The following is a 20,736-nucleotide window of genomic DNA, read 5'->3' as shown; positions in this document are numbered from 1 at the left end:
TGCGGTTTGACATCTTAGTAGATGGAGAATGGGAAGTACTTAGCGTTAATTTTCTGGTAAGTACCATCAGCCATGATCTCATCCAACGCTTTGTTGAATTTGTCTTTCAGATCATCGCCTTTACGCACAGCGATACCGATTTCGTCTTCTTTCTGGAAAGACTTGCCTTTGAACTCAAATTTGCTGCCATCATCAGATGTTTTCAGCCAATCGTAAGTCGGTAGCTCATCAGAAAGCACGATATCCAGACGACCAGCAACAAGGTCTAGGTATACACTGTCTTGTGTGTCGTAGAATTTCAGTGTTGATTTACCTGTGAAGTTATCTTCTAGGTACTGTGCAGCCAACGTCGCACGCTGTGCACCAATTACTTTGCCATCAAGTTTTTCTAGATCGAACTCTTTACCCTTTGGCGCAAGGAAACGAAGACCGCCAGAGTAGTATTTGTTAGTGAAGTCGACTTGCTTTAGACGCTCTTCAGTGATCGACATAGATGCAATGATCGCATCAAATTTACGTACTTTTAGACCAGGGATTAGACCATCCCAATCTTGGGTTACGACTTTACAGTCTGCTTCCATTTTTTCACATAGCGCCCAAGCGATGTCCACGTCAAAGCCTTGTGGCTTGCCATTGTCATCGATGTAGTTAAATGGCGCCCAAGCACCTTCTGTTGCAATACGAACAGTATCGGCAGCATTTACAGAAAGAGACGCAGCCGCAGCTGTGATCATGACAGCAGAACTTAGTGCTAATTTTTTAATACTCATTAGTCGGTCCTTTTGTTGGATTGATAATTTTTTTATAGTACGCCTTATCGCATTACTCCAGCCAAATGTAGGCCAGTATCACTGTGCTATGCAACAGATTAAAATGCTGTCGATAAGAAAGCTTTACAACGCTCTGAATCCGGTGAGCCAAACACCTTCTCAGGTGTTCCTTTTTCTTCTACTAGGCCTTGGTGAAGGAAGACAACTTCACTAGAAACCTCACGGGCGAAATTCATTTCGTGGGTTACGATCAACATCGTTCTCCCTTCATCCGCCAAACCTCGCATGACACCCAAGACTTCACCAACCAATTCAGGGTCTAACGCTGAGGTTGGCTCATCAAACAACAGAATTTGAGGATCCATCGCCAACGTGCGAGCGATGGCAACACGCTGCTGCTGCCCACCCGAAAGCTGGTTTGGGTACATATGCTTTTTATCTGCAATACCTACCTTGTTTAGAAGATACTCAGCATACTCAAGCACTTCTTGCTTAGGTCGCTTTAAGACATGCAGCGGCCCTTCCATGACATTTTGTAAGATAGTCATATGCGGCCATAAGTTAAAGCTCTGGAAAACAAAGCCGATTTTCTGACGCATACGAGTCAATTGCTTCATATCCGCAGCAACAAGGTCTGTCGCACCAGGTTTAAGCTGCAACGCTTCACCGTTAAAGCAGATACTGCCTTGGGTTGGATTCTCGAGTAAATTAATGCAACGCAAAAATGTGCTCTTTCCTGAGCCACTCGAACCAAGGATCGAGATCACGTCGCCATCGTGGGCTTCTAATGAAATTCCCTTTAATACTTCATGATCCCCAAAGGTTTTATGGATATCCTTTAGCTCTAAAGCAGGGTCTTTAGACATTCTGATTACCTTTTTTTATGACTCTGTTTGCGCAAAGGATAAACTCGATAAAGCTCAAATATTACGCATCAATGTTAGGTTCAGGTAGAACGCATCAAAAAACACGCCAACTACATCCCCCTATTCTAAAACTTTTTTCGCCAAAGTTGTCGTGTTTTCTTATCCGCATGGACAGGATTGTTATGTTTTATCGACAAATTCTTTCGTTCTTCGCGCGGAGACACACCAAAATACCCTTTATAAGTCGTACTAAAGTGTGGTGCCGAGGTAAACCCACAAGCATGCCCAATTTCTAAAATACTCTTATCTGTTTGCGTTATCAGTTGCTTAGCATGTTTCAAGCGTAATTCTAAGTAATACCGTGACGGCACAGTTTCTAAATTTTGCTTAAATAAACGCTCTAAGTGCCGACGGGAAACACCGACATGATAGGCAATGTCATCAGAAGACAGAGGTTCTCGAATATTGGCTTCCATCAATTGCACCGCCTCGATCAGTTTTGGTTGCCCAGTTCCGATGCGCGCTTGCAGTGGAATTCTTTGCGGATCTTGATTTGTGCGTATCCGTTCACACACAAATTGTTCAGAAATATGACTCGCTAACGTCATACCATGCTGTTTACCAATCAAAAACAACATCATATCCATGGCCGCTGTACCACCACTGCAAGTGAAGCGATCACGATCCACTTCAAATAGATGATTGGAAACAATTACAGCAGGAAACGCTTCTCTCAAACTGGCCAAATCCCCCCAATGAATCGTGGAGCGATAACCATCTAACAACCCAGCACGCGCCAACACATAGCTACCAGTGCAAATTCCGCCTAAAGAAATGCCATGTTTTGAGCAACTTAACAACCAAGCGTCTAAACTAATGTCATCCTCTTGATTAACGCTGGAAGCGCCACAAACAATAATAGCGTCTAAATCTTTAGGAAAGTCGTCGGTTAAATAGTCTGTGGTTGTCGCAACGCCAGAATTCGAAAGTACAACTTTCGTTTTATGGCTAAGCGTACAAAACTGGTATAAGTCTTTACCACTGACCCAGTTCGCCATATGGATCGTTTCCATTGCTGAGGAAAAAGCCAGCATGGAAAAGCTTGGCATCAGCAAAAAGCCGTATTTTTGAACTTTTTTACTGGCTTGCATGATTTCACGTGATGCATATTCGGTGTTGTACAAATTATTATCCTACGATAAGCACATTCAAAAGATTTTTATATCGTTTAGAATGAATAACAGAGGCTTTTAAGATCGACATCAAGCTTTTTTTGACGCCTAGATCGCTTCCCAAGAAGCATACGTCGCATTTTGAAAAGTCACCAGCTATCTTAGCCGCTATTTTTTCTTAATAATTAAATAAGCGGTGAGAAGACAGCGTAATAAAAACTATAAGCAGATCTTCAATAGACACCAACACTCATAAGGATGAGTAACATGACGAATAGTAAAAAGAGTGAACTGATCACTCGTATTGAAGCAGAGATCAAAGATAGCGTAGGCGGCAAAACTGCCGACGACATCATCAAATTGTCCCATATCTACTTCCAAGATCTATTGATCGAAGATATGGAGCAAGAAAGCATCGATAATCTTTACGGCACGAGCATTTGCCTATGGGATTTCATCCAGCAACGTAACGCGAACACTCCAAAAGTACGTGTTTACAACCCTAACTTCGAAGAACACAGCTGGCAATCCACACACACCGTGGTTGAAGTTCTTACAGATGATATGCCATTCATCGTATCGTCTTTCAACATGGCGCTGGTTCGCCTAGGCCACACGATTCACTTCACCGCTCACCCTATCATTGCAATCAAGCGCAATAAGTCTGGTGAACTGAGCAACATTGCAGAACGCGACCCTCAAGGTGCTAACGAAGCATTGATTCGATTTGAAATCGACCGTATCTCAGACTTGAGCAAAATGGACGAGATCAAAAATGCATTGCTAGATACACTAGAAGACGTGAAGCAATGTGTCAGCGACTGGCCTGCAATGAAAACCAAACTGGCAGAAGTCATCAAAGCGTCTGAGCAAGTTGCTCACTTAAAAGACAACGATGAACACCAAGAAAACTTGGCTTTCCTACGTTGGGTTGAAAACAACCATTTCACTTTCGTTGGTTTCCGCGAATACGACCTTGTTAAAGAAGACGAGCAAGCGCATCTTAAGTTTGTCGAGAATTCTGCGCTGGGTACGTTCCGCAAAACCAAGAAAGAAAAATACGACATTATTCTGAACGATCACCTAACGAAACTAGCTTACGATCGCGACAGTTCTTTGGTGCTAACAAAATCTACCGCCATTTCAACAGTGCACCGCCCTGTTCACTTGGATTACCTAGGCATCAAACGTTTTGATAAGAAAGGCAATGTTATCGGTGAATGGCGCTTCTTCGGGTTGTACTCTTCTGCAGCTTACGTAGCACGCCTACAAGACGTACCTCTACTGCGTAAGAAGCTAGAAATTCTAGTCGATCGCATGAACGTAGACCCGAACAGCCATAAGGGTAAAACGCTTAAGCACATTTTAAACAGCTACCCTCGTGACGAAATGCTACAAGCGCCTGTTGATGAATTGTTCCACAGCATCGAAGGTATTCTTGCGATCCAAGAGCGACGCCAGTTACGCGTATTCTTACGTAAAGACATCTATGGCCGTTTCTTAAGCGCTCTAGTTTACGTTCCTCGTGATCGTTACAACACTGAGCTTCGTATCAAGATGCAAGACATTCTGATGCAAGCATGCAACGGTACAAGCTCTGAGTTCAACGTTCAGTTCTCTCAGCAAGTATTGGCTCGTGTTAACTTCACAATTCAAATCGCTGACCCAGAAAACAGCCCTCAAATCGACATGGACGACATCCAACGTCGCATGCAAGAGGCGATGTTATCTTGGGACGACAAGCTTCTGACTGCACTTCACACTAGCCAAGGTGAAGAAAACGGCAATAAGCTTTACAACGAATACGCGCCATACCTACCAGCAGCCTACCGCGAAGACTTTTCTGCTAACACAGCCGTGTTGGACATCGAACGTCTTAGCGAGCTAACGAACGATGGTGACATTTCCACGCACCTTTACCGCCAAGTTGGCCAATCGAAAAACCATTACTTCTTCAAAGTATATGGTGCGGGCACGACCTTGGTTCTATCGGATGTATTGCCGATCCTTGAATGCATGGGCTTACGTGTACTTGAAGCACGTCCATACGAGCTAGACCAGAACGGTGACGGCCAAGCGAACACTTGGGTGGTAGAGTTTGCCATCAGCATCAACCCAAGCGTGAACCTTGATAAGAAAGCCTACCGTGATGACTTCCAAGACGCGTTTAACGCGGTCTTCAAGCGTCGCATCGAGAACGACCGCTTCAACGCATTAGTATTGGATGCTTCTCTAACGTGGCGTCAAGTGACTATGCTACGTGCTATTACTAAGTACTTGGTGCAACTACAAGTACCGTTCTCATTGCAGTACATGCAGCAAACACTGGAGAAAAATGCTCCGATTGCTCGTCTGTTGGTGCAATTGTTCGAACAGCGATTTGATCCAGCCCTTGAAGCAAAACGCGAAGATAAAGTGGCGAAGCTACTTGAGAAAATCGAAGCAGCATTGGATCAAGTGGCTAACTTGGACGAAGACCGAATCTTGAAACACTACCTATCTGTGATTCAAGCTATGCTTCGTACCAACTTCTACCAACCTTCTCCAGAAGGCGAAAGCAAAGATTACGTATCGTTCAAGCTTGATCCAAGCATGATTCCAGCGGTGCCACTACCACGTCCGAAATTCGAGATTTTCGTTTACGCACCATGGGTAGAAGGTGTCCACATGCGCGGCGGTAAAGTTGCTCGTGGTGGTCTACGCTGGTCTGACCGTATGGAAGACTTCCGTACTGAAGTACTGGGTCTTGTTAAAGCGCAAATGGTTAAGAACGCCGTCATTGTACCAGCAGGTGCGAAAGGTGGCTTCGTTGCTAAGCAGCTTAAGAAAGCGTCTTCTCGTGAGGAAACGCAAGCAGAAGTGGTTCGTTGTTACACCACTTTCATTTCTGGTTTGTTAGACATTACCGACAACTTGGTGAAACAAGAGCTTGTGCCACCAACAGCGGTTAAACGTTACGACGAAGACGATCCGTACCTAGTGGTTGCAGCCGATAAAGGTACTGCTACCTTCTCTGACTTAGCCAACAGCATCTCTGAGAAATACGGCTTCTGGCTAGGAGACGCTTTTGCGTCAGGTGGCTCAAACGGTTACGACCATAAGAAAATGGGTATTACAGCACGCGGTGCTTGGGAATCTGTTAAGCGTCAATTCCAAGAAATGGGCATTGATTGCCAATCTACCGATTTCACTGCTGTCGGCATTGGTGACATGGCTGGCGACGTATTTGGTAACGGTATGCTGTTATCAAAACACACTCGCCTAGTCGCTGCGTTTAACCATATGCACATCTTTATCGACCCAACACCGGATGCAGCATCATCGTTTGCAGAGCGCCAACGTTTGTTCAATCTACCACGTTCATCTTGGGAAGATTACAACAAAGAATTGATCTCTAAAGGCGGCGGTATCTTTAGCCGTAGTGCGAAGTCTATTCCAATTAACGCGGATATTCGCAAAGCCCTAGACATCGAAGGCAATGTGAAGTCCCTAGCGCCAACAGAGCTGATTTCACACATCTTGAAAGCACCTGTTGACCTACTGTGGAACGGCGGTATCGGTACCTACGTTAAAGCAGAGTCTGAGACGCATGCGGATGTAGGCGATAACGGCAACAATGCACTACGTATTAATGGTAAAGAGCTTCGTTGTAAGATCATCGGTGAAGGCGGTAACTTGGGCTTCACACAGCGTGGTCGTATCGAATTCGCTCAAAAAGGCGGCTTGGTTAGCACTGACGCCATCGATAACTCTGCTGGTGTAGACAGCTCTGACCACGAAGTAAACATCAAGATCCTGTTGAACCGTATCGTTGAAAACGGTGACATGACAGAGAAGCAACGTAATAAGCTACTGGCAGAGATGACAGATGAAGTGGCACACCTAGTACTGCGTCACAACGAAGGTCAAAGCCACCTGCTATCGCTAGTGAACTCTCGTGCACCTGAGCGTATTGCTGATCACTGGCGCTTAATGCTGTCATTGGTTCGTGAAGGTCGTTTGAACCGTGAGATCGAGTTCTTGCCAACTGATGCGCAAATGAAAAAACGCATGAGCAAAGGTCAAGGTCTAACGCGTCCAGAAATCTCTGTGCTATTAGCGTATTCAAAAATCAAGTTTGCTGAGCAGTTAGTCGATGACGGCATTGGTGAAGATCCAGATTTGCGTGCGCAAATCAAAGATTACTTCCCGAAACCGCTGGTACAACGTTTCTCTGAGCACATGATCGAGCACCCATTGGCGCAAGAAATCATTGCTGCACACGTAACGAACAATGTCGGCAACCGCATGGGGTCTACCTTCACTACTTACGTGCAGGAAGAAACTAGCGCATCAGCATTAAACGTTCTTCGTGCCTACATGGCCGCTGAGCAGATGTTTGATATCCCAGCGCTATGGGATGCGATCAACGAGTTGGATTTCAAAGTAGAAAACAGCCTGCAAAACCAACTGTTTATTCAGGTCCAAAGCCTGCTTGAAAAAGCAACGCTATGGCTGATTCGTAACACTCGTGAAGCATTGGCTATCCAAAAGCTGACCGATACGTACAAGCCTGGTATCGACATCATCCGCAGCAACCTTGATGCGGTATTGACGAAACCAACCAGTGACTACTTGGCTGAAACTAGCCAACAGTTGCAAGAGCAAAACGTCCCGGCTGAAATCGCTGATAAGTTGTGCGCTCTACCATTCCTATTCTACGGATTGGATGTTATCCGCGTAGCAGCTAACACAGAGAAAGAAGTATTGGATACTGCTCAAACTTACTTCGCTCTAGAGATGGATCTTGGTCTGTACTGGCTACGTCAAAGCATTCGTAAGCTTCCAGCTGACGATATGTGGGAGCGTCGTGCCAAAGCAGGCCTTGGCGATGAAGTCGACAACGCATTGCGCACCATTACTCAAGAAGTGATTCAATCAAGTATTGAGATTAACGATCTGGAAAAACGTCTTGCTCATTGGCAAGAACTCAACCAAGACAATATCAACCACTACCACAGTACTTTTGGGGAAATTAAAGCCGAAACTGAGCTATCCCTATCTATGGTAAGTGTTGCTATTCGAGAGTTGAGAAATCTGATATAAAACCCCGAGCGGCCCAACTCGGGCCGCTCCATTTTAAGAGGTATTAGTAAAGTGACTGAACAAGTAACGAGAGCAACATTTGACGAAGTAATGTTTCCAAACTACGCACCAGCGGCAATCATCCCAGTGCGCGGTGAGGGCTCTCGCTTGTGGGATCAGGAAGGTAAAGAGTACATCGACTTTGCAGGCGGTATTGCCGTGACTGCATTGGGACACTCCCACCCAGTTTTGGTTGACACAATGCGTGAGCAAGCAGGCAAACTATGGCATCTATCCAATGTCATGACGAATGAGCCTGCACTTCGATTGGCACAAAAACTGACACAAAAAACATTCGCTGATCGTGTGTTTTTTGCTAACAGTGGTGCTGAAGCCAACGAAGCGGCATTCAAATTGGCTCGCCGTTACGCGTTTGATCACTTTGGTCCAGAAAAGAATGAAATCATTTCTTTCTACCAGTCGTTCCACGGCCGTACTTTGTTCACCGTATCCGTTGGTGGACAGGCGAAGTACAAAGAAGGTTTTGAGCCAACTCCTGGTGGCATCAAGCACTGTGCTTACAATGACATCGAAGCATTAAAAGCGCTTATTTCTGATAAGACATGTGCCGTTGTTATGGAGCCAATCCAAGGTGAAGGCGGTATCATTCCTGCAGACAAAGCGTTTGCCAAAGCGGTACGTGAACTGTGTGATGAGCATAAAGCACTGCTTGTATTCGATGAAGTACAGTCCGGTGTAGGCCGTACTGGAACGCTTTACGCTTACGAGCAAACTGGCGTGACGCCAGATATCCTAACTACTGCGAAAGCATTAGGTAATGGCTTCCCTGTGGGCGCAATGATTGCAACCGAAGAAGTAGCGAAAAGCCTAGCTTTTGGTACACACGGTAGCACTTATGGCGGTAACCCAATGGCGGCTGCCATTGCTGAAGCAGTTATCGATATTGTTGACACACCTGAAGTGCTAGAAGGTGTTAACAAGCGTCACCAGCTATTTGTTGATGCCCTAACAGCCATCAATGAAAAGTACGATGTGTTCAAAGACATTCGTGGCATGGGCTTACTAGTGGGGGCAGAAGTGAAAGATGAATTGGCAGGTCATGCCAAAGATTTCTTAGCAAATGCCGCTCAAGAAGGCTTATTGGTTCTGGTTGCAGGACCTAATGTTATCCGTTTCACGCCATCACTAATCGTTCCAGAAGCCGATATCAAAGAAGGTTTCGAGCGCTTTGAGCGAGCAGTAGCGAAAACTGCAGCAGACCTGAAAAAGTAGAACGTTCGTTCTTACAAAGAAACCGCGCAACTTGCGCGGTTTCAGAGTATCGATAAACCCCAGTTTTTTGCTGGGGTTTTGTTTTTATGGCATTGAATTTTAAAAGCGAGCACTTGATCGCTGGATTTAGTCTGTGTCTCTTCTAATCCATCTCTGAGAGGTGTCGGAGCACTTAAAGTCCATTTCAAACGGCTTTTTAAGCAAGATAGACCCTTAACTAAGCATTAGGGCGATCTTTTTCATATTCTGAGCAGCCGCTGTCAGTAGACACTGCGAAGAGACCTTGTCTATTCCTCTAAATCTCGCATAGCGATACCCGTGTAGTTCTTTCGCGTCCGCAAAACTTCGTTCTACTGTTTCCTTTCGCCTTGCATAAATAATCTTTCCTGCAGGTGTTAAACGGTGTGCATTCACTCGCTCTTTGCTGTCTTCCCAGACATGCCGGGTGACGGTTTTCACGGAGTCTTTATTGGTTGTGCAGCGCTTCTTCTCTGGGCAGCCCTGACAGATTTTGCTGTCTGAGCCGTAATGACGATAGCCTTCTCGCGATGTGGTTTTGTAAATCAGTGACTGGCTTTGTGGACAGATATATACATCATTCGTAGCATCGTATTGATACTCTCGCTTATAGAAGAAGCCCTTTTTATGAGTGGGCCGTCGATAGCCCATCACCGCATAAATGTGTCTCTCTTCGAGCCCATGGCAAACTGCCGCAGTAAAGTAGCCTGCATCTAGACCAACCGATGTGATGAAGAACTTAAAGCGATCTTTCATTCGATCCAGCCGTTCTAAATATGGTACGGCATCATGCACATTGCCTGCTGTGACATGGACATCGGTAATGATGTTGCAACGCGCATCAACGGTTCGATGATCAAGATAGAAGAACCCTTTCGGCTTAGTATCACGTACCATGTAGCCACTTTCAGGATCGGTCGTACTCTGCTTTATCTCTCGTGTTTTATCTTTTGCCTTTTCTGGGGGTAAAGGCTTTTTTCCATGAGCAATTCGGTCCTCCTCAACCGCTTGATCCAATTCATCCATATACGCCTGACGAGATTGCTCAACCAACACTTTTTGAAAATGTTTTTTGTTGGCATTAGCTTTTAGGTGTGTGGAGTCGGTGTAGAAGGTATGACCACTGACGAGTTTTTCTTTCATGGCTTGAAGAACGATCTCATCAAAGATCTTTTGGTAGATATCAGACTCTTTAAAACGCCGAGTTCGATTGGCACTCAGGGTTGAAGCATCGGGTACTTTGTCCGTTAGACCTAAACCAAGGAACCAACGATAAGCTACATTGACTTGAACGTCACGAATGAGCTGACGCTCACTACGTATTCCAAAGAGGTAGCCGATGAACAACAACTTGAACATAAGTGTGGGATCAAGGGCAGGACGACCGTTGTCTGCACAGTAAAATTCCTTCACTAAGTCATGTAGGAAGGTAAAGTCGATAGTTCGATCAATCTTACGAAGAAGATGATCACTTGGAACGAGTTCATCAATGGAGACAAACTCTAGAGTCGATTGGGTTTGGGGGCGTTCTTTTAGCATGAGGTTATTATAAAAAGTCCCCGCACGAAGGCGAGGACTTTATCAGCAGTCTGACCGCACAATGTGCGGTTTTTTTGCTCATCTGTATTCATTTTTTGATCCCAATATTTTGTCAATTCTTGGTAAAGCTCTTAAGATAAAGGCTCTAACTAAATTGGCGGGATCTGCATTGCACTCATCCATTATTATCCGCGTTATAACACTCCTTCTGGCGCTAATACTCAGTGCCTGCAGCAGCGTGCCGAAGCAAACTATTCAACTTTCGCCAAGCGCTCTAACAAGTGAGAGCGCATCTGATATTACTCAACGACTTTATGATCAATACAACATTTGGCGCGACACCCCCTACGCTTGGGGAGGAATGAGCCGCAAAGGTGTCGACTGCTCGGGTTTTGTGATGATCACACTTAGAGACCAGTTTGACGCTTACCTTCCCAGAACAACGCTAAAGCAGTCAGAAACAGGCTATGCTATCGAACCCTCTGAACTTCAAGCTGGCGACTTAGTGTTTTTCAAAACCGGTTCTAAAGTACGTCATGTGGGTATTTATATTGAGGATGGACGTTTCCTACACGCCTCAACATCAAAAGGCGTTATTATCTCCAGGCTCGATAATGTTTACTGGAAAAAGCATTACTGGCATGCCCGTCGCCTTTATTGAACGGCGTATTCATTATTTAATAACAAATCCATTGCAATATTACGGTTGTCTATTTATTTGCAAGATCCTTTAGACAAGCGCGTTGTCGAAGCTCCCTTGCTAGTTTAAGCTCTAAAAAGTTTTGCTAATTTTTCATTCAGATCAATGTCCTGCTGCGATCTACTCAACATCTGACAGAGAGAGATAAACTGTGTTTTTATCCTTTTTCCCGAAACCCAAACTGTTCTTTTTGACCTTTGCCCTCTGGGCACTTGCTTGTGTGATTAGCTGGTACACCTTTGGTCAGGATCTGGGCTCAAGCCTCAGTCTAGGCCAATTCTTTGGCGTCGATTTCCCTACTCCATTGGCAGAAGGGGCTGAGCAAGCAGCACAAATGGCCTATCAAGAGTCCTACGGGTTTGCCAGTGACGTTTGGCTCTACCAATATATGTTCGTGTGCTATGGACTCTTCGTCGGCGCTTGGATGATGTACGGCGGACAAAAGTGGGCAAAATGGTCTGTTATGGGATCTGCGCTGATTGTGTTCATTACTTGGTTCCAAGTACAAGTCAGCGTCATGATCAACGAATGGTACGGTAGCTTCTATGACTTGATTCAAAAGGCCCTCACCGCTCCCAACACCATCACTCTTGGCGAGTTCTACGGCCAGCTTGTAACCTTTGCCACCATAGCGCTGGTTGCCATCACCGTGGCGGTGTTTAACAACTTCTTTGTTAGTCACTACGTTTTCCGCTGGCGTACCGCCATGAACAACTACTACACGTCAATCTGGCCTAAAGTACGCCATATCGAAGGCGCATCGCAACGTATTCAAGAAGACACCATGCGCTTTGCCAGCATTGTCGAAAGCCTTGGTGTGCGCTTCTTAGATTCGATCATGACCTTGCTAGCATTCTTGCCGGTATTGTGGGGACTGTCTGGCTACGTCACTGAGCTACCATTAATTGGTGAAGTACCTCAGGCACTAGTATTTGTTGCCATTCTTTGGTCGATTATAGGTACCGTTTTGCTTGCAACCGCAGGGATTAAACTGCCTGGTCTTGAGTTCAAAAACCAAAAAGTCGAAGCAGCTTACCGAAAAGAGCTTGTTTATGGGGAAGACTACGCCGACCGTGCCGAACCAGTAAAACTCGCGGAACTGTTTGATAACGTCCGAAAAAACTACTTCCGCCTTTACTTCCACTACCTATATTTTAACGTGGTACGCTACGGTTACCTGCAGGCAGGTGTGCTGGTGCCGCTGATTGCACTTGGCCCATCGATTGTTGCGGGGGCATTTACATTGGGCGTGATGCAACGTATCTCCAATGCCTTTAATCAGGTTGAAAGCTCTTTCCAGTTCCTAGTGAACTCCTGGACCACCATTGTTGAACTGCTTTCCATCTACAAACGTCTAAAAGCGTTTGAGTCCGCCATTGCTGAAGTGCCAGACGACGTATTAGAAGACAAGATTTCTTCTTGATCCTCATCTCTTCTTGATTTTCAAATAGGGCGCCCACTTAAATATTTCATTTTCTAAGTGGGCGCCTTATTTTTTCTCGCATTTGCCAGTGCTATGATTGTCCGAACTATGAATGAACGGCTGCTCCCCCTATCACGTTGGCCGTTGCTTGGAGACACGAATGAAAAAAGTATTTATCGACGGTGAAACCGGTACCACAGGCCTGCAGGTACGCGAACGTCTAGTAAACCATCCTGACATTGAAGTCATCAGCATTGATGAAGCCAAAAAACGCGATGTGGAAGAAAAGCGTCGTCTGATGAAAGAAGCAGATGTGACGGTTCTTTGTTTACCTGATGAAGCCGCTAAAGACACTGTAGCCTTGGCGAAAGAAGAAGGTTGCCGCGTTCTGGATGCGAGCTCTGTTCACCGTGTGGCAGAAGGCTGGGTATACGGCCTGGCTGAACTCGATGCTAGCCAACGTGAGCAAATCCAAGAAGCACAATTTGTTTCTAACCCAGGCTGCTACCCAACAGGCATTATCTTGCTACTCAAGCCACTGGTTGAACAAGGTTTGCTAGCAAAAGATGGCCACTACACCGTGAATGCGATCTCAGGTTACACCGGTGGTGGTAAGCAACTGATCGAAAAGTACGAAGGTAACCCAGATGCTGCGACTTACGGCACTTACGGCCTAAACTTCAAGCACAAGCATCTCCCTGAGATCCAAAAATGGTCACAGTTAGATAACACACCAATCTTTATCCCAAGTGTTGGTAATTTCGCTCAAGGCATGTTGATTAGCATTCCTGTGACCTTATCAGGCGCTATGACTGGTGAGAAACTTCACGCTGCCCTTGCTTCAACTTACGAAGAAGAAGACTTCGTGACCGTTCATCCATTCAATGAAGTGAAAGACAGTCATGCACCTTTCCTAACCCCTCATGGCTTGGAAAACACGAACCAAGTAGAGCTCGCTGTGTTCGCTTCAGAAGACGGCCAATCTGTTGTTCTATCCGCGAAGCTTGATAACCTTGGCAAAGGCGCTTCAGGCGCTGCCGTTCAGAACCTGAACCTGATGCTTGGTTGTGCAGAAGATACGGCTGTTGTTCTGTAACGTTCAACCGTTGTAAACAGATTAGAAAGCCCATGATCTTATGCTCATGGGCTTTTTTATGAGAAGCGCAATTTCTCAGAGAGTTAATTTCTGGCAATCGCCATACGACGAGCCGATACCACGCCTTTTCGCACACCAACTTCTGGTGCAATGGTAAACAAATCACCGTTTAACCCTGTTAGCTGTCTCGGCACATGAGCCTCTTTAGCAATCTGGGCATTAGCAGCCATATGCTCAGGCTCACCATGGGTTGGGATAGCCACTTGCGGTCTCACCCAATCGTACATTGCTGTCAGTTCATCCGCATAAGGATGACCACTCACATGAATAGGCAGATCAATATCATGACTTTGTAACGTTCGAATTCCTTGAGCTTTAAAAGCGTTCACCAACCGTTCAATGGCCATCTCATTGCCAGGAATAATCATGGCACTAAACAACACTAAGTCGCCTTTTTCGAGGGTTAAATCAAAGCAATCATCACGAGCTAAGCGGTTTAACATAGCCCTCGGCTCGCCTTGACTGCCTGTGGCAACTGCCAACACTTCATTTGCAGGCAAGTAGCCTAAGTGGCTCGAGTCAATCAATGGCGCATCTTCAGGCCAATAACCGGCTACACGCGCAGCGCTGACCATATTTTGTAAAGAGCGCCCGATCAGAGCTAGGTAACGTCCTGTTTCTTTAGCGATGTTGGCAAGCGATACTAGGCGGGCAATATTACTGCTAAAGCAGCCTACGACCACTCGCCCTGATTCGTCCTTAATAACCTCTAATAAGGCTTTATAACAGTCATACTCCGATACCGAGTGACCAAACTTCAACGCATTCGTCGAGTCGCAAACCAATGCTTGAACATTACGTTGTCGTAATGTGGTTAACACCGCTGGTGAGAAACGCTCACCAATCACTGGGCTGTGATCAATTTTCCAATCACCTGTATGAAAGACATTGCCAGCCGGAGTTTCAATCATCAATCCACTTGGCTCAGGTATGGAGTGAGTCAGCGTTACCCACTGTAAATCAAAACACCCCACTCGAAACTGACTGCCCATATTCAGTTCATGAATTTCCACCTCCCCTAATAAGCCGACTTGCGCTAGTTTTCGACGCAAGATTTCAGCGGTAAAAGGGGTACAATAAACTGGCGCTTGGAAGCGGCGCCAAAGAAAAGGTAATGCACCAATGTGGTCTTCATGGGCATGAGTAATAACAATGCCGGCTAAGCGGTGGCGCTGCTGTGCGATAAAGCTGGGATCGGCGCATACTAACTCATGAGTGCGGGCGCTATTTTCATCAATTGGCTCATTAAACGAGACGCCGCAATCAACCATCAGCCACTGCCCATCATGACCGTATAAATTCAGATTCATCCCTATCTCGCCTGTGCCCCCTAAGGGTAAAAACCACAGATCATTTCGCGTTGGCACCAACAACTCCACACATCTCTCCTTCTCGTCTAACCCTGCCTATTTTACGCGATTCAAATTGAACTTAGTTCATGAGATCACTATATTAATGCAATAAATGTTCAAGTTGCTCGACTACTATGTTGGCGAAGCGGAGTTGTCCCATAGCCTCGTGACATACTATGAAAGCTAGATAAGGTATTTAGCATGCTTAATATAACGGTTTGGGGACTATCGCTCGGACAAGCATTACTGATCACAGGCAATATTCTATTGGTTTCTGTGACAGCATTAATTGGGCAAAGTTTAGCGCCGAGCTTCAGCTTGGCCACGCTTCCAGTTGCCTTACAATTTATTGGTCTTATGGGAGTCACCCTACCAGCCGCTCTGTTGATGGGCTGGTTTGGTCGAAAAAAAGGCTTCTTAATTGGCAACCTTATTGGCGTATTCGGAGCTTTTCTTGCTTACTATGGTGTGAAACATGGCATGTTTCCGCTCTTTTGCTGTGCCACGTTTTTGTTAGGTATGGCTATCGGCATCGGCCAACAGTACCGATTTGCGGCAACCGAAAACGTAGCTAAAGAAAAAGCACCTCAAGCCATCAGTATGATCATGGGCGCAGGTGTGATCGCTGCCGTCCTAGGCCCAAACATGGCAATATGGTTTGAACATTGGGCCCCTGACACTCAATACCTTGGAGCCTTTGTGGCATTGATTGCCCTGTATGTTGCAAATACCGTTTTGATTGCACTACTTCCGCTAAAACCGCCTAGCGAAGAAGAGCGCCAAGGCACTCCTAGGCCTTATCGAGCATTGTTACAGCAGCCTGATCTGATGGGTGCCATCATTGCCGGCTCTATTGGTTATGCCGTGATGGTTCTTATTATGACGGCAACACCTCTTGCTATGCAGGCTTGTGGTTTTAACTTTGGTAGCACAGCCTCTGTCATCCAATGGCATGTATTAGGCATGTTCCTACCCTCTTTCTTCACTGGTCGTTTGATTATGAAATTCGGTACTTACCGAATTATTCAACTGGGCTGCCTCATGTTGCTTGGCTGTATTTTCTTGAATCAATTTGGTGTGTCTTACTGGCACTTCTTTAGTGCTTTAGTCTTGTTAGGCATTGGCTGGAACTTTACCTTTATCGGAGCCACAGCACTTTTGACCAAAACTTATGAACCAGTAGACAAAGCGCGTGTTCAGGGGCTCAATGATTTGGTCGTTTTCACCAGCGCTGCAGCAGCCAGCCTGCTTTCAGGCTACTGGCACTCTATTTTTGGTTGGGAAATTTTAAACTTACTGATGATTCCAGCAGTCATGCTGGCCATGTTTACATTGATGTCGAGTCAAAAACGCGCGGTGATCATTGCCAATCGTGCGGCTTTGTAAGCAAAATTTGACTCAGCGCCAAAATCCATGACAATGAAGGTTATTCATTCTTAGCAAGGACTTCTATTGTCATGGGTATTTTCTCAAGCATCGCCAATCTATTTTCTGGTTCAGGCACCGATAATAGCGCACCAGCAGCCGATCCGGTCGAGCACAATGGCTTCACCATTACCCCTACGCCACAGTCTGATCAAGGCCAATATCGTGTCTGCGCCATCATCACAAAAGGCGAAGGCGAAACACAAAAGCAGCACAATTTTATTCGCTCAGACCTTGTTGCCAGCCGCGATGAGTGCATTGAATTAACCGTTCGCAAAGCCAAAATGACCATTGATCAAATGGGCGAGCAGATCTTCTAGGAGCGATGTGTGCTGACTTGGCAACATTTACATAGTAAGGAAGATTTACTTGGTTCGCCTTTTATTGCGCATACGTTTGCTTTTCAAGGTGTGGCGACTCAAGTCGTCACAACATTGGTCGAATATGAGACTCGCACACCGAAAAAACGTGCCATCTTATATCTGCACGGTTATACCGATTACTTCTTTCAAGCCGATCTAGCACGACACTTCGATGAACAAGAATGGCAATTTTACGCACTCGATCTGCAGGGCTATGGTCGCTCTATTCGCCCTAATAGTCGCCCTAATTGGTGTGAGAACATGACGCAATATCATGGTGATTTGCGCATCGCACTATGTGAATTAAGACAGAGAGGAATTGAAGAAGTGGTGCTGTTGGCGCATTCCACAGGTGGATTGATCGCCTCGCATTTCCTAGCCCATCTTGCCAGAAATAGCACAGCCGACTCAACGCTTGATATGGCAAAGGTCACTGGGCTTATTTTGAACAGTCCTTTTCTAGCCTTACCCTTTTCCCCAGAAGTGACCAAACGTGTCAGTTGGCCCATTTGGCTCACCGTGTCATTACTGCCTTTTCATTCCATTAGAGAAAAAGACATCAGCTTGTACGCAAAAACATTGCACAAGCACTTCTGTGGTGAATGGGAATATCGTCTAGACTGGAAGCCAGCCAAAGGCTTTCCATTGTCCTTTAATTGGCTCAAACAAATTCTATTGGCACAAAAACAAGTAAAACAACTGGGACTCGCGTTACCCACATTGATGTGCTGCTCAAACGCCACTACTCGTCACGAGCGTGACCTAGAGCGCATAAAGCAAGGGGATGGTGTACTGGATGTGGAAAGCATGACTCTTGCGGCGCAGCAGACCTTTAAAGATTTGCAAATCGAACGCATTGAGGGAGGATTCCATGACCTATACTTATCCCCCCCTCCATCACGTCAACACTATCTGGCCGCCATAGATAAATGGCTAGCGTCACGCCTCTAACATCTATTTTTCATACTAATTGCCACGTGAAATCATTATTCGATCAAGCAAACAGGTTGGCAGTAAACGGCGCATCCAGCCAGCCGCATAAGTAGGCCAAGTCACATAGTAACGAGGCTTTGGTCGTGTTGAAGACAATGCATGCAGTAGCTTATCAACCACTGCAGAGGCTGGGAGTGTACCACTGGAAGCAGGACCAACGCTTTCCAGCCGAGCAACCGCTTCTTGATAGCCTTTCTGATGACGGCTCGACTCTATATCAATATGAGCTTTTAAAGCGGTTAAGGCATTGGCACGGAAACGGCTTTCGATAGGACCCGGCTCAATGGTACTGATTTTGATCGGTGTATCACTCAGCTCCATTCGCATGGTATCCGTTAGTCCTTCTAGGGCGAACTTACTGGCGTTGTATGCGCCTCTGAAAGGTGCCGCAACCAGACCTAATACCGAGCTATTTTGTACAATACGACCATAACCCTGCGCCAGCATCAGCTTAATCACTCGCGTGGTTAAATCGTGTGTACCAAACACGTTGCTTTCGAACTGTTTGCGTAACACATCGACGGGTAAGTCCTCGACTGCACCAGGCTGTCCGTAAGCTCCATTATTAAACAAAGCAAACAAACTACCTCCCGTTATTTCCAAGGTTTGCGCCAAACCTCGCTCAATCGATTCAGGATCCGCTAAGTCCAACTGCACGACATGCTTAACACCTAACTCTCGCAAGCGTTCAACATCTTCTGGTTTACGACAGCTAGCCACCACTTGAAAGTTCTTTGTTTGCAGAGTTAGCGCAGCAGCTAGGCCAATGCCACTGCTACATCCGGTAATCAGAACTGAATAACGCATAGGGTTTCCCATTCAAAACAATAAAAAGATGAGTACTTAGAATTTCGCTTCTATCCAAGGCTAAAGTATTACGCCTCAGTATGGCTAGAAATTGACCTGAATCAGTTCCAAGGCAGCCACTAGCATTCATAATCCCTGCTTATTAAAATTCAAGGAGGAGTCCAATGAAGTTAACCAATGTAAAAGTCAGTCGCAAGCTTTGGGGCTTGATTGCGATTCTTGTCAGTTTGCTTGTTATTTTTGAGTTTGACGCTTATTACAATCAATACAACGAATCATTGAAGGCGCGAAAGCAACAAGTCAAAGAGCAGGTCGAGAATGCCTACTCTCTCATTCGATACTACCACGACCAAGCCTCGGTGATCGGCGAAGAAACAGCCAAAGAACAAGCTCTGAAAGCGGTCGCAGCACTCCGCTATGGATCAGGTGGCTATTTCTGGATCAATGATTACCAGCACACTCTTTTGATGCACCCACTAAAGCCTCAGCTTAATGGATCAGATGTTACAAACAAAACCGACGCTAGCGGCAATCACCACTGGCAAGCAATGGTTACAACCGTTAAACAGCAAGGCGAAGGCTTTGTGGAATACACATACAAAGGCCCACAAGTCGACACACCAGAAGAAAAAGTCTCTTACGTTAAAGGCCTAAAAGACTGGAACTGGATCATTGGTTCAGGTGTGTTTTACACCGATGTAAAGGCTGCGTTTTGGTCAATTGTAAAAGTATCACTTATCATCGAAACACTATTGGTTTTAGCCGCCCTCACCGTGAGCTGCTTTGTAGTGCGTAGCATAGTCAGGCCTTTAAAAGCCGTCACCGCTCACCTTCAAACCGTCGCCAGTGGTGACATGACACAGCATTTAGAGCTCAATCGCAAAGATGAATTGGGCATCCTCGCAGATTCTGCTAACCAGATGTCACTGGCACTGGGGAACACCTTAGGTAGCGTATCGAATGCTATTCAGGAATTGCAGGCCGTGTCACTGCAGATGCGTACCAATACTGCGAATACCAAAGGTGGTATGGATGCTCAGTTTAACGAAGTGGAAAAACTGGCGACTGCCATGAATGAGATGTCTTACTCCATTCGCGATGTAGCAAACAATGCCAAAGACACAGCCAACGCAACGCAAGTAGTGCAAGAAACGACTCGATCTTCTAGCAAAGATCTCAGCGAGACCAATCAGAACATTCAAACGCTGACCCATCATGTTGAAGGTGCCAACACCGTTATCATTGAGTTATTGAGCCAGACCCAAGAAATTGAGTCAGTATTAGGTGTTATTGGTGATATTTCAGAGCAAACCAACTTGCTTGCACTAAACGCTGCGATCGAAGCCGCACGTGCTGGGGAGCAGGGCCGAGGGTTTGCCGTGGTGGCTGATGAGGTTCGTACCCTTGCTAGCCGTACGCAAAGCTCAACCGTTGAAATTCGTAACATCATTGAAAAACTTCAACAGCAGTCTTCTAATGCTTCGCAATCTATGGCGACCAGCACAGAACAAGCCGAGAAAGGTGCGGAGCGCATGCGCAATGCAGCCAACAACTTAGCCAAAATGCTTCAGCAAGTGGATGAAGTGTCCGATAGTAGCGTACAAATCGCCTCTGCCGCAGAACAACAAGGCCAAGTCGCCGAAGAGATCAACAGCAACTTGATGGGCATTCGTGAAGTCTCTGAACGCGTGTTACAAGAAGCGGACGAAGTCTCACAAGGCTCTGAAATGATCGCTAAAATGGCTGATGCCCTGCGTGTACAAATCAACCAATTCCGTTTTAACTAAATATTGCAT

15 protein-coding genes are annotated in these 20,736 nt (G+C 45.9%); 9 read left to right on the top strand and 6 right to left on the bottom strand.

The annotated features are described in order from the left end of the window. Positions 1 to 14: 14 nt before the first annotated feature. From ACXAC1_RS12940 to ACXAC1_RS12930, 3 genes are all read right to left on the bottom strand, one after another. Positions 15 to 770: a transporter substrate-binding domain-containing protein gene (locus ACXAC1_RS12940; RefSeq protein ID WP_475061905.1), complete on the bottom strand. Its 756-nt coding sequence runs from the start codon at positions 768 to 770 to the stop codon at positions 15 to 17. Positions 771 to 868: 98 nt separating this feature from the next. Then, positions 869 to 1,636, bottom strand: coding sequence for an ABC transporter ATP-binding protein (locus tag ACXAC1_RS12935; protein WP_133563104.1), 768 nt, complete (start codon positions 1,634 to 1,636; stop codon positions 869 to 871). Positions 1,637 to 1,761: 125 nt separating this feature from the next. Then, complete coding sequence (locus ACXAC1_RS12930) at positions 1,762 to 2,787, bottom strand: GlxA family transcriptional regulator (protein WP_475063829.1); 1,026 nt, start codon at positions 2,785 to 2,787, stop codon at positions 1,762 to 1,764. A gap of 288 nt (positions 2,788 to 3,075) precedes the next feature. Between ACXAC1_RS12930 and ACXAC1_RS12925 the strand changes: the two genes are divergently transcribed. Both ACXAC1_RS12925 and ACXAC1_RS12920 read left to right on the top strand, forming a co-directional pair. Next, positions 3,076 to 7,893 (top strand): NAD-glutamate dehydrogenase, encoded by a 4,818-nt coding sequence (locus ACXAC1_RS12925; protein ID WP_475061903.1) that lies wholly within the window; start codon positions 3,076 to 3,078, stop codon positions 7,891 to 7,893. 51 nt (positions 7,894 to 7,944) lie between these two features. After that, positions 7,945 to 9,165, top strand: coding sequence for an aspartate aminotransferase family protein (locus ACXAC1_RS12920; RefSeq protein WP_228189920.1), 1,221 nt, complete (start codon positions 7,945 to 7,947; stop codon positions 9,163 to 9,165). A gap of 213 nt (positions 9,166 to 9,378) precedes the next feature. On the opposite strand, the gene ACXAC1_RS12915 is transcribed toward ACXAC1_RS12920, so the two are convergent. Continuing rightward, positions 9,379 to 10,722: an IS1182 family transposase gene (locus ACXAC1_RS12915; protein WP_475058283.1), complete on the bottom strand. Its 1,344-nt coding sequence runs from the start codon at positions 10,720 to 10,722 to the stop codon at positions 9,379 to 9,381. 238 nt (positions 10,723 to 10,960) lie between these two features. Here ACXAC1_RS12915 and ACXAC1_RS12910 point away from each other — a divergent pair, with 238 nt between their 5' ends. The 3 genes from ACXAC1_RS12910 (at position 10,961) to argC (ending at position 13,941) form a co-directional block, all read left to right on the top strand. Then, a complete protein-coding gene (locus ACXAC1_RS12910) occupies positions 10,961 to 11,383 on the top strand; it encodes an NlpC/P60 family protein (RefSeq protein ID WP_475061901.1) in 423 nt (140 codons plus the stop codon). 190 nt (positions 11,384 to 11,573) lie between these two features. Beyond that, positions 11,574 to 12,845, top strand: coding sequence for a peptide antibiotic transporter SbmA (sbmA, locus tag ACXAC1_RS12905; protein ID WP_475061899.1), 1,272 nt, complete (start codon positions 11,574 to 11,576; stop codon positions 12,843 to 12,845). A gap of 160 nt (positions 12,846 to 13,005) precedes the next feature. Further along, positions 13,006 to 13,941 carry an N-acetyl-gamma-glutamyl-phosphate reductase gene (gene argC / locus ACXAC1_RS12900; RefSeq protein ID WP_133563112.1) on the top strand — a complete coding sequence of 312 codons (936 nt, stop codon included), beginning with the start codon at positions 13,006 to 13,008 and terminating at the stop codon, positions 13,939 to 13,941. 83 nt (positions 13,942 to 14,024) lie between these two features. Here the strand turns inward: argC and ACXAC1_RS12895 are convergent, their stop codons facing one another. After that, on the bottom strand, positions 14,025 to 15,380 hold the full coding sequence (locus ACXAC1_RS12895; protein ID WP_475061897.1) for a ribonuclease J: 1,356 nt from the start codon (positions 15,378 to 15,380) through the stop codon (positions 14,025 to 14,027). A gap of 174 nt (positions 15,381 to 15,554) precedes the next feature. Here ACXAC1_RS12895 and ACXAC1_RS12890 point away from each other — a divergent pair, with 174 nt between their 5' ends. The 3 genes from ACXAC1_RS12890 to ACXAC1_RS12880 all read left to right on the top strand — a co-directional run bounded on the left by ACXAC1_RS12890 (position 15,555) and on the right by ACXAC1_RS12880 (position 18,091). Continuing rightward, the gene (locus tag ACXAC1_RS12890) at positions 15,555 to 16,739 is read left to right on the top strand and encodes an MFS transporter (protein WP_475061895.1); all 1,185 of its coding nucleotides are present in this window, start codon (positions 15,555 to 15,557) and stop codon (positions 16,737 to 16,739) included. A 71-nt stretch (positions 16,740 to 16,810) separates the two neighbouring features. Then, on the top strand, positions 16,811 to 17,098 hold the full coding sequence (locus ACXAC1_RS12885; protein WP_199462468.1) for an HlyU family transcriptional regulator: 288 nt from the start codon (positions 16,811 to 16,813) through the stop codon (positions 17,096 to 17,098). Between the two features lie 9 nt (positions 17,099 to 17,107). Then, positions 17,108 to 18,091, top strand: a complete 984-nt coding sequence (locus ACXAC1_RS12880) for an alpha/beta hydrolase (protein ID WP_475061893.1) — start codon at positions 17,108 to 17,110, stop codon at positions 18,089 to 18,091. 15 nt (positions 18,092 to 18,106) lie between these two features. Here the strand turns inward: ACXAC1_RS12880 and ACXAC1_RS12875 are convergent, their stop codons facing one another. Then, complete coding sequence (locus ACXAC1_RS12875) at positions 18,107 to 18,940, bottom strand: SDR family NAD(P)-dependent oxidoreductase (RefSeq protein ID WP_475061892.1); 834 nt, start codon at positions 18,938 to 18,940, stop codon at positions 18,107 to 18,109. A gap of 164 nt (positions 18,941 to 19,104) precedes the next feature. Here ACXAC1_RS12875 and ACXAC1_RS12870 point away from each other — a divergent pair, with 164 nt between their 5' ends. Then, a complete protein-coding gene (locus ACXAC1_RS12870) occupies positions 19,105 to 20,727 on the top strand; it encodes a methyl-accepting chemotaxis protein (protein WP_475061891.1) in 1,623 nt (540 codons plus the stop codon). Positions 20,728 to 20,736: the final 9 nt, after the last annotated feature.

Source organism: Marinomonas sp. AWM4_232 (assembly GCF_056158325.1).
The sequence above is the reverse complement of the archived record's forward strand: the minus strand, read 5'-3'. Positions and strand labels throughout refer to the sequence as shown.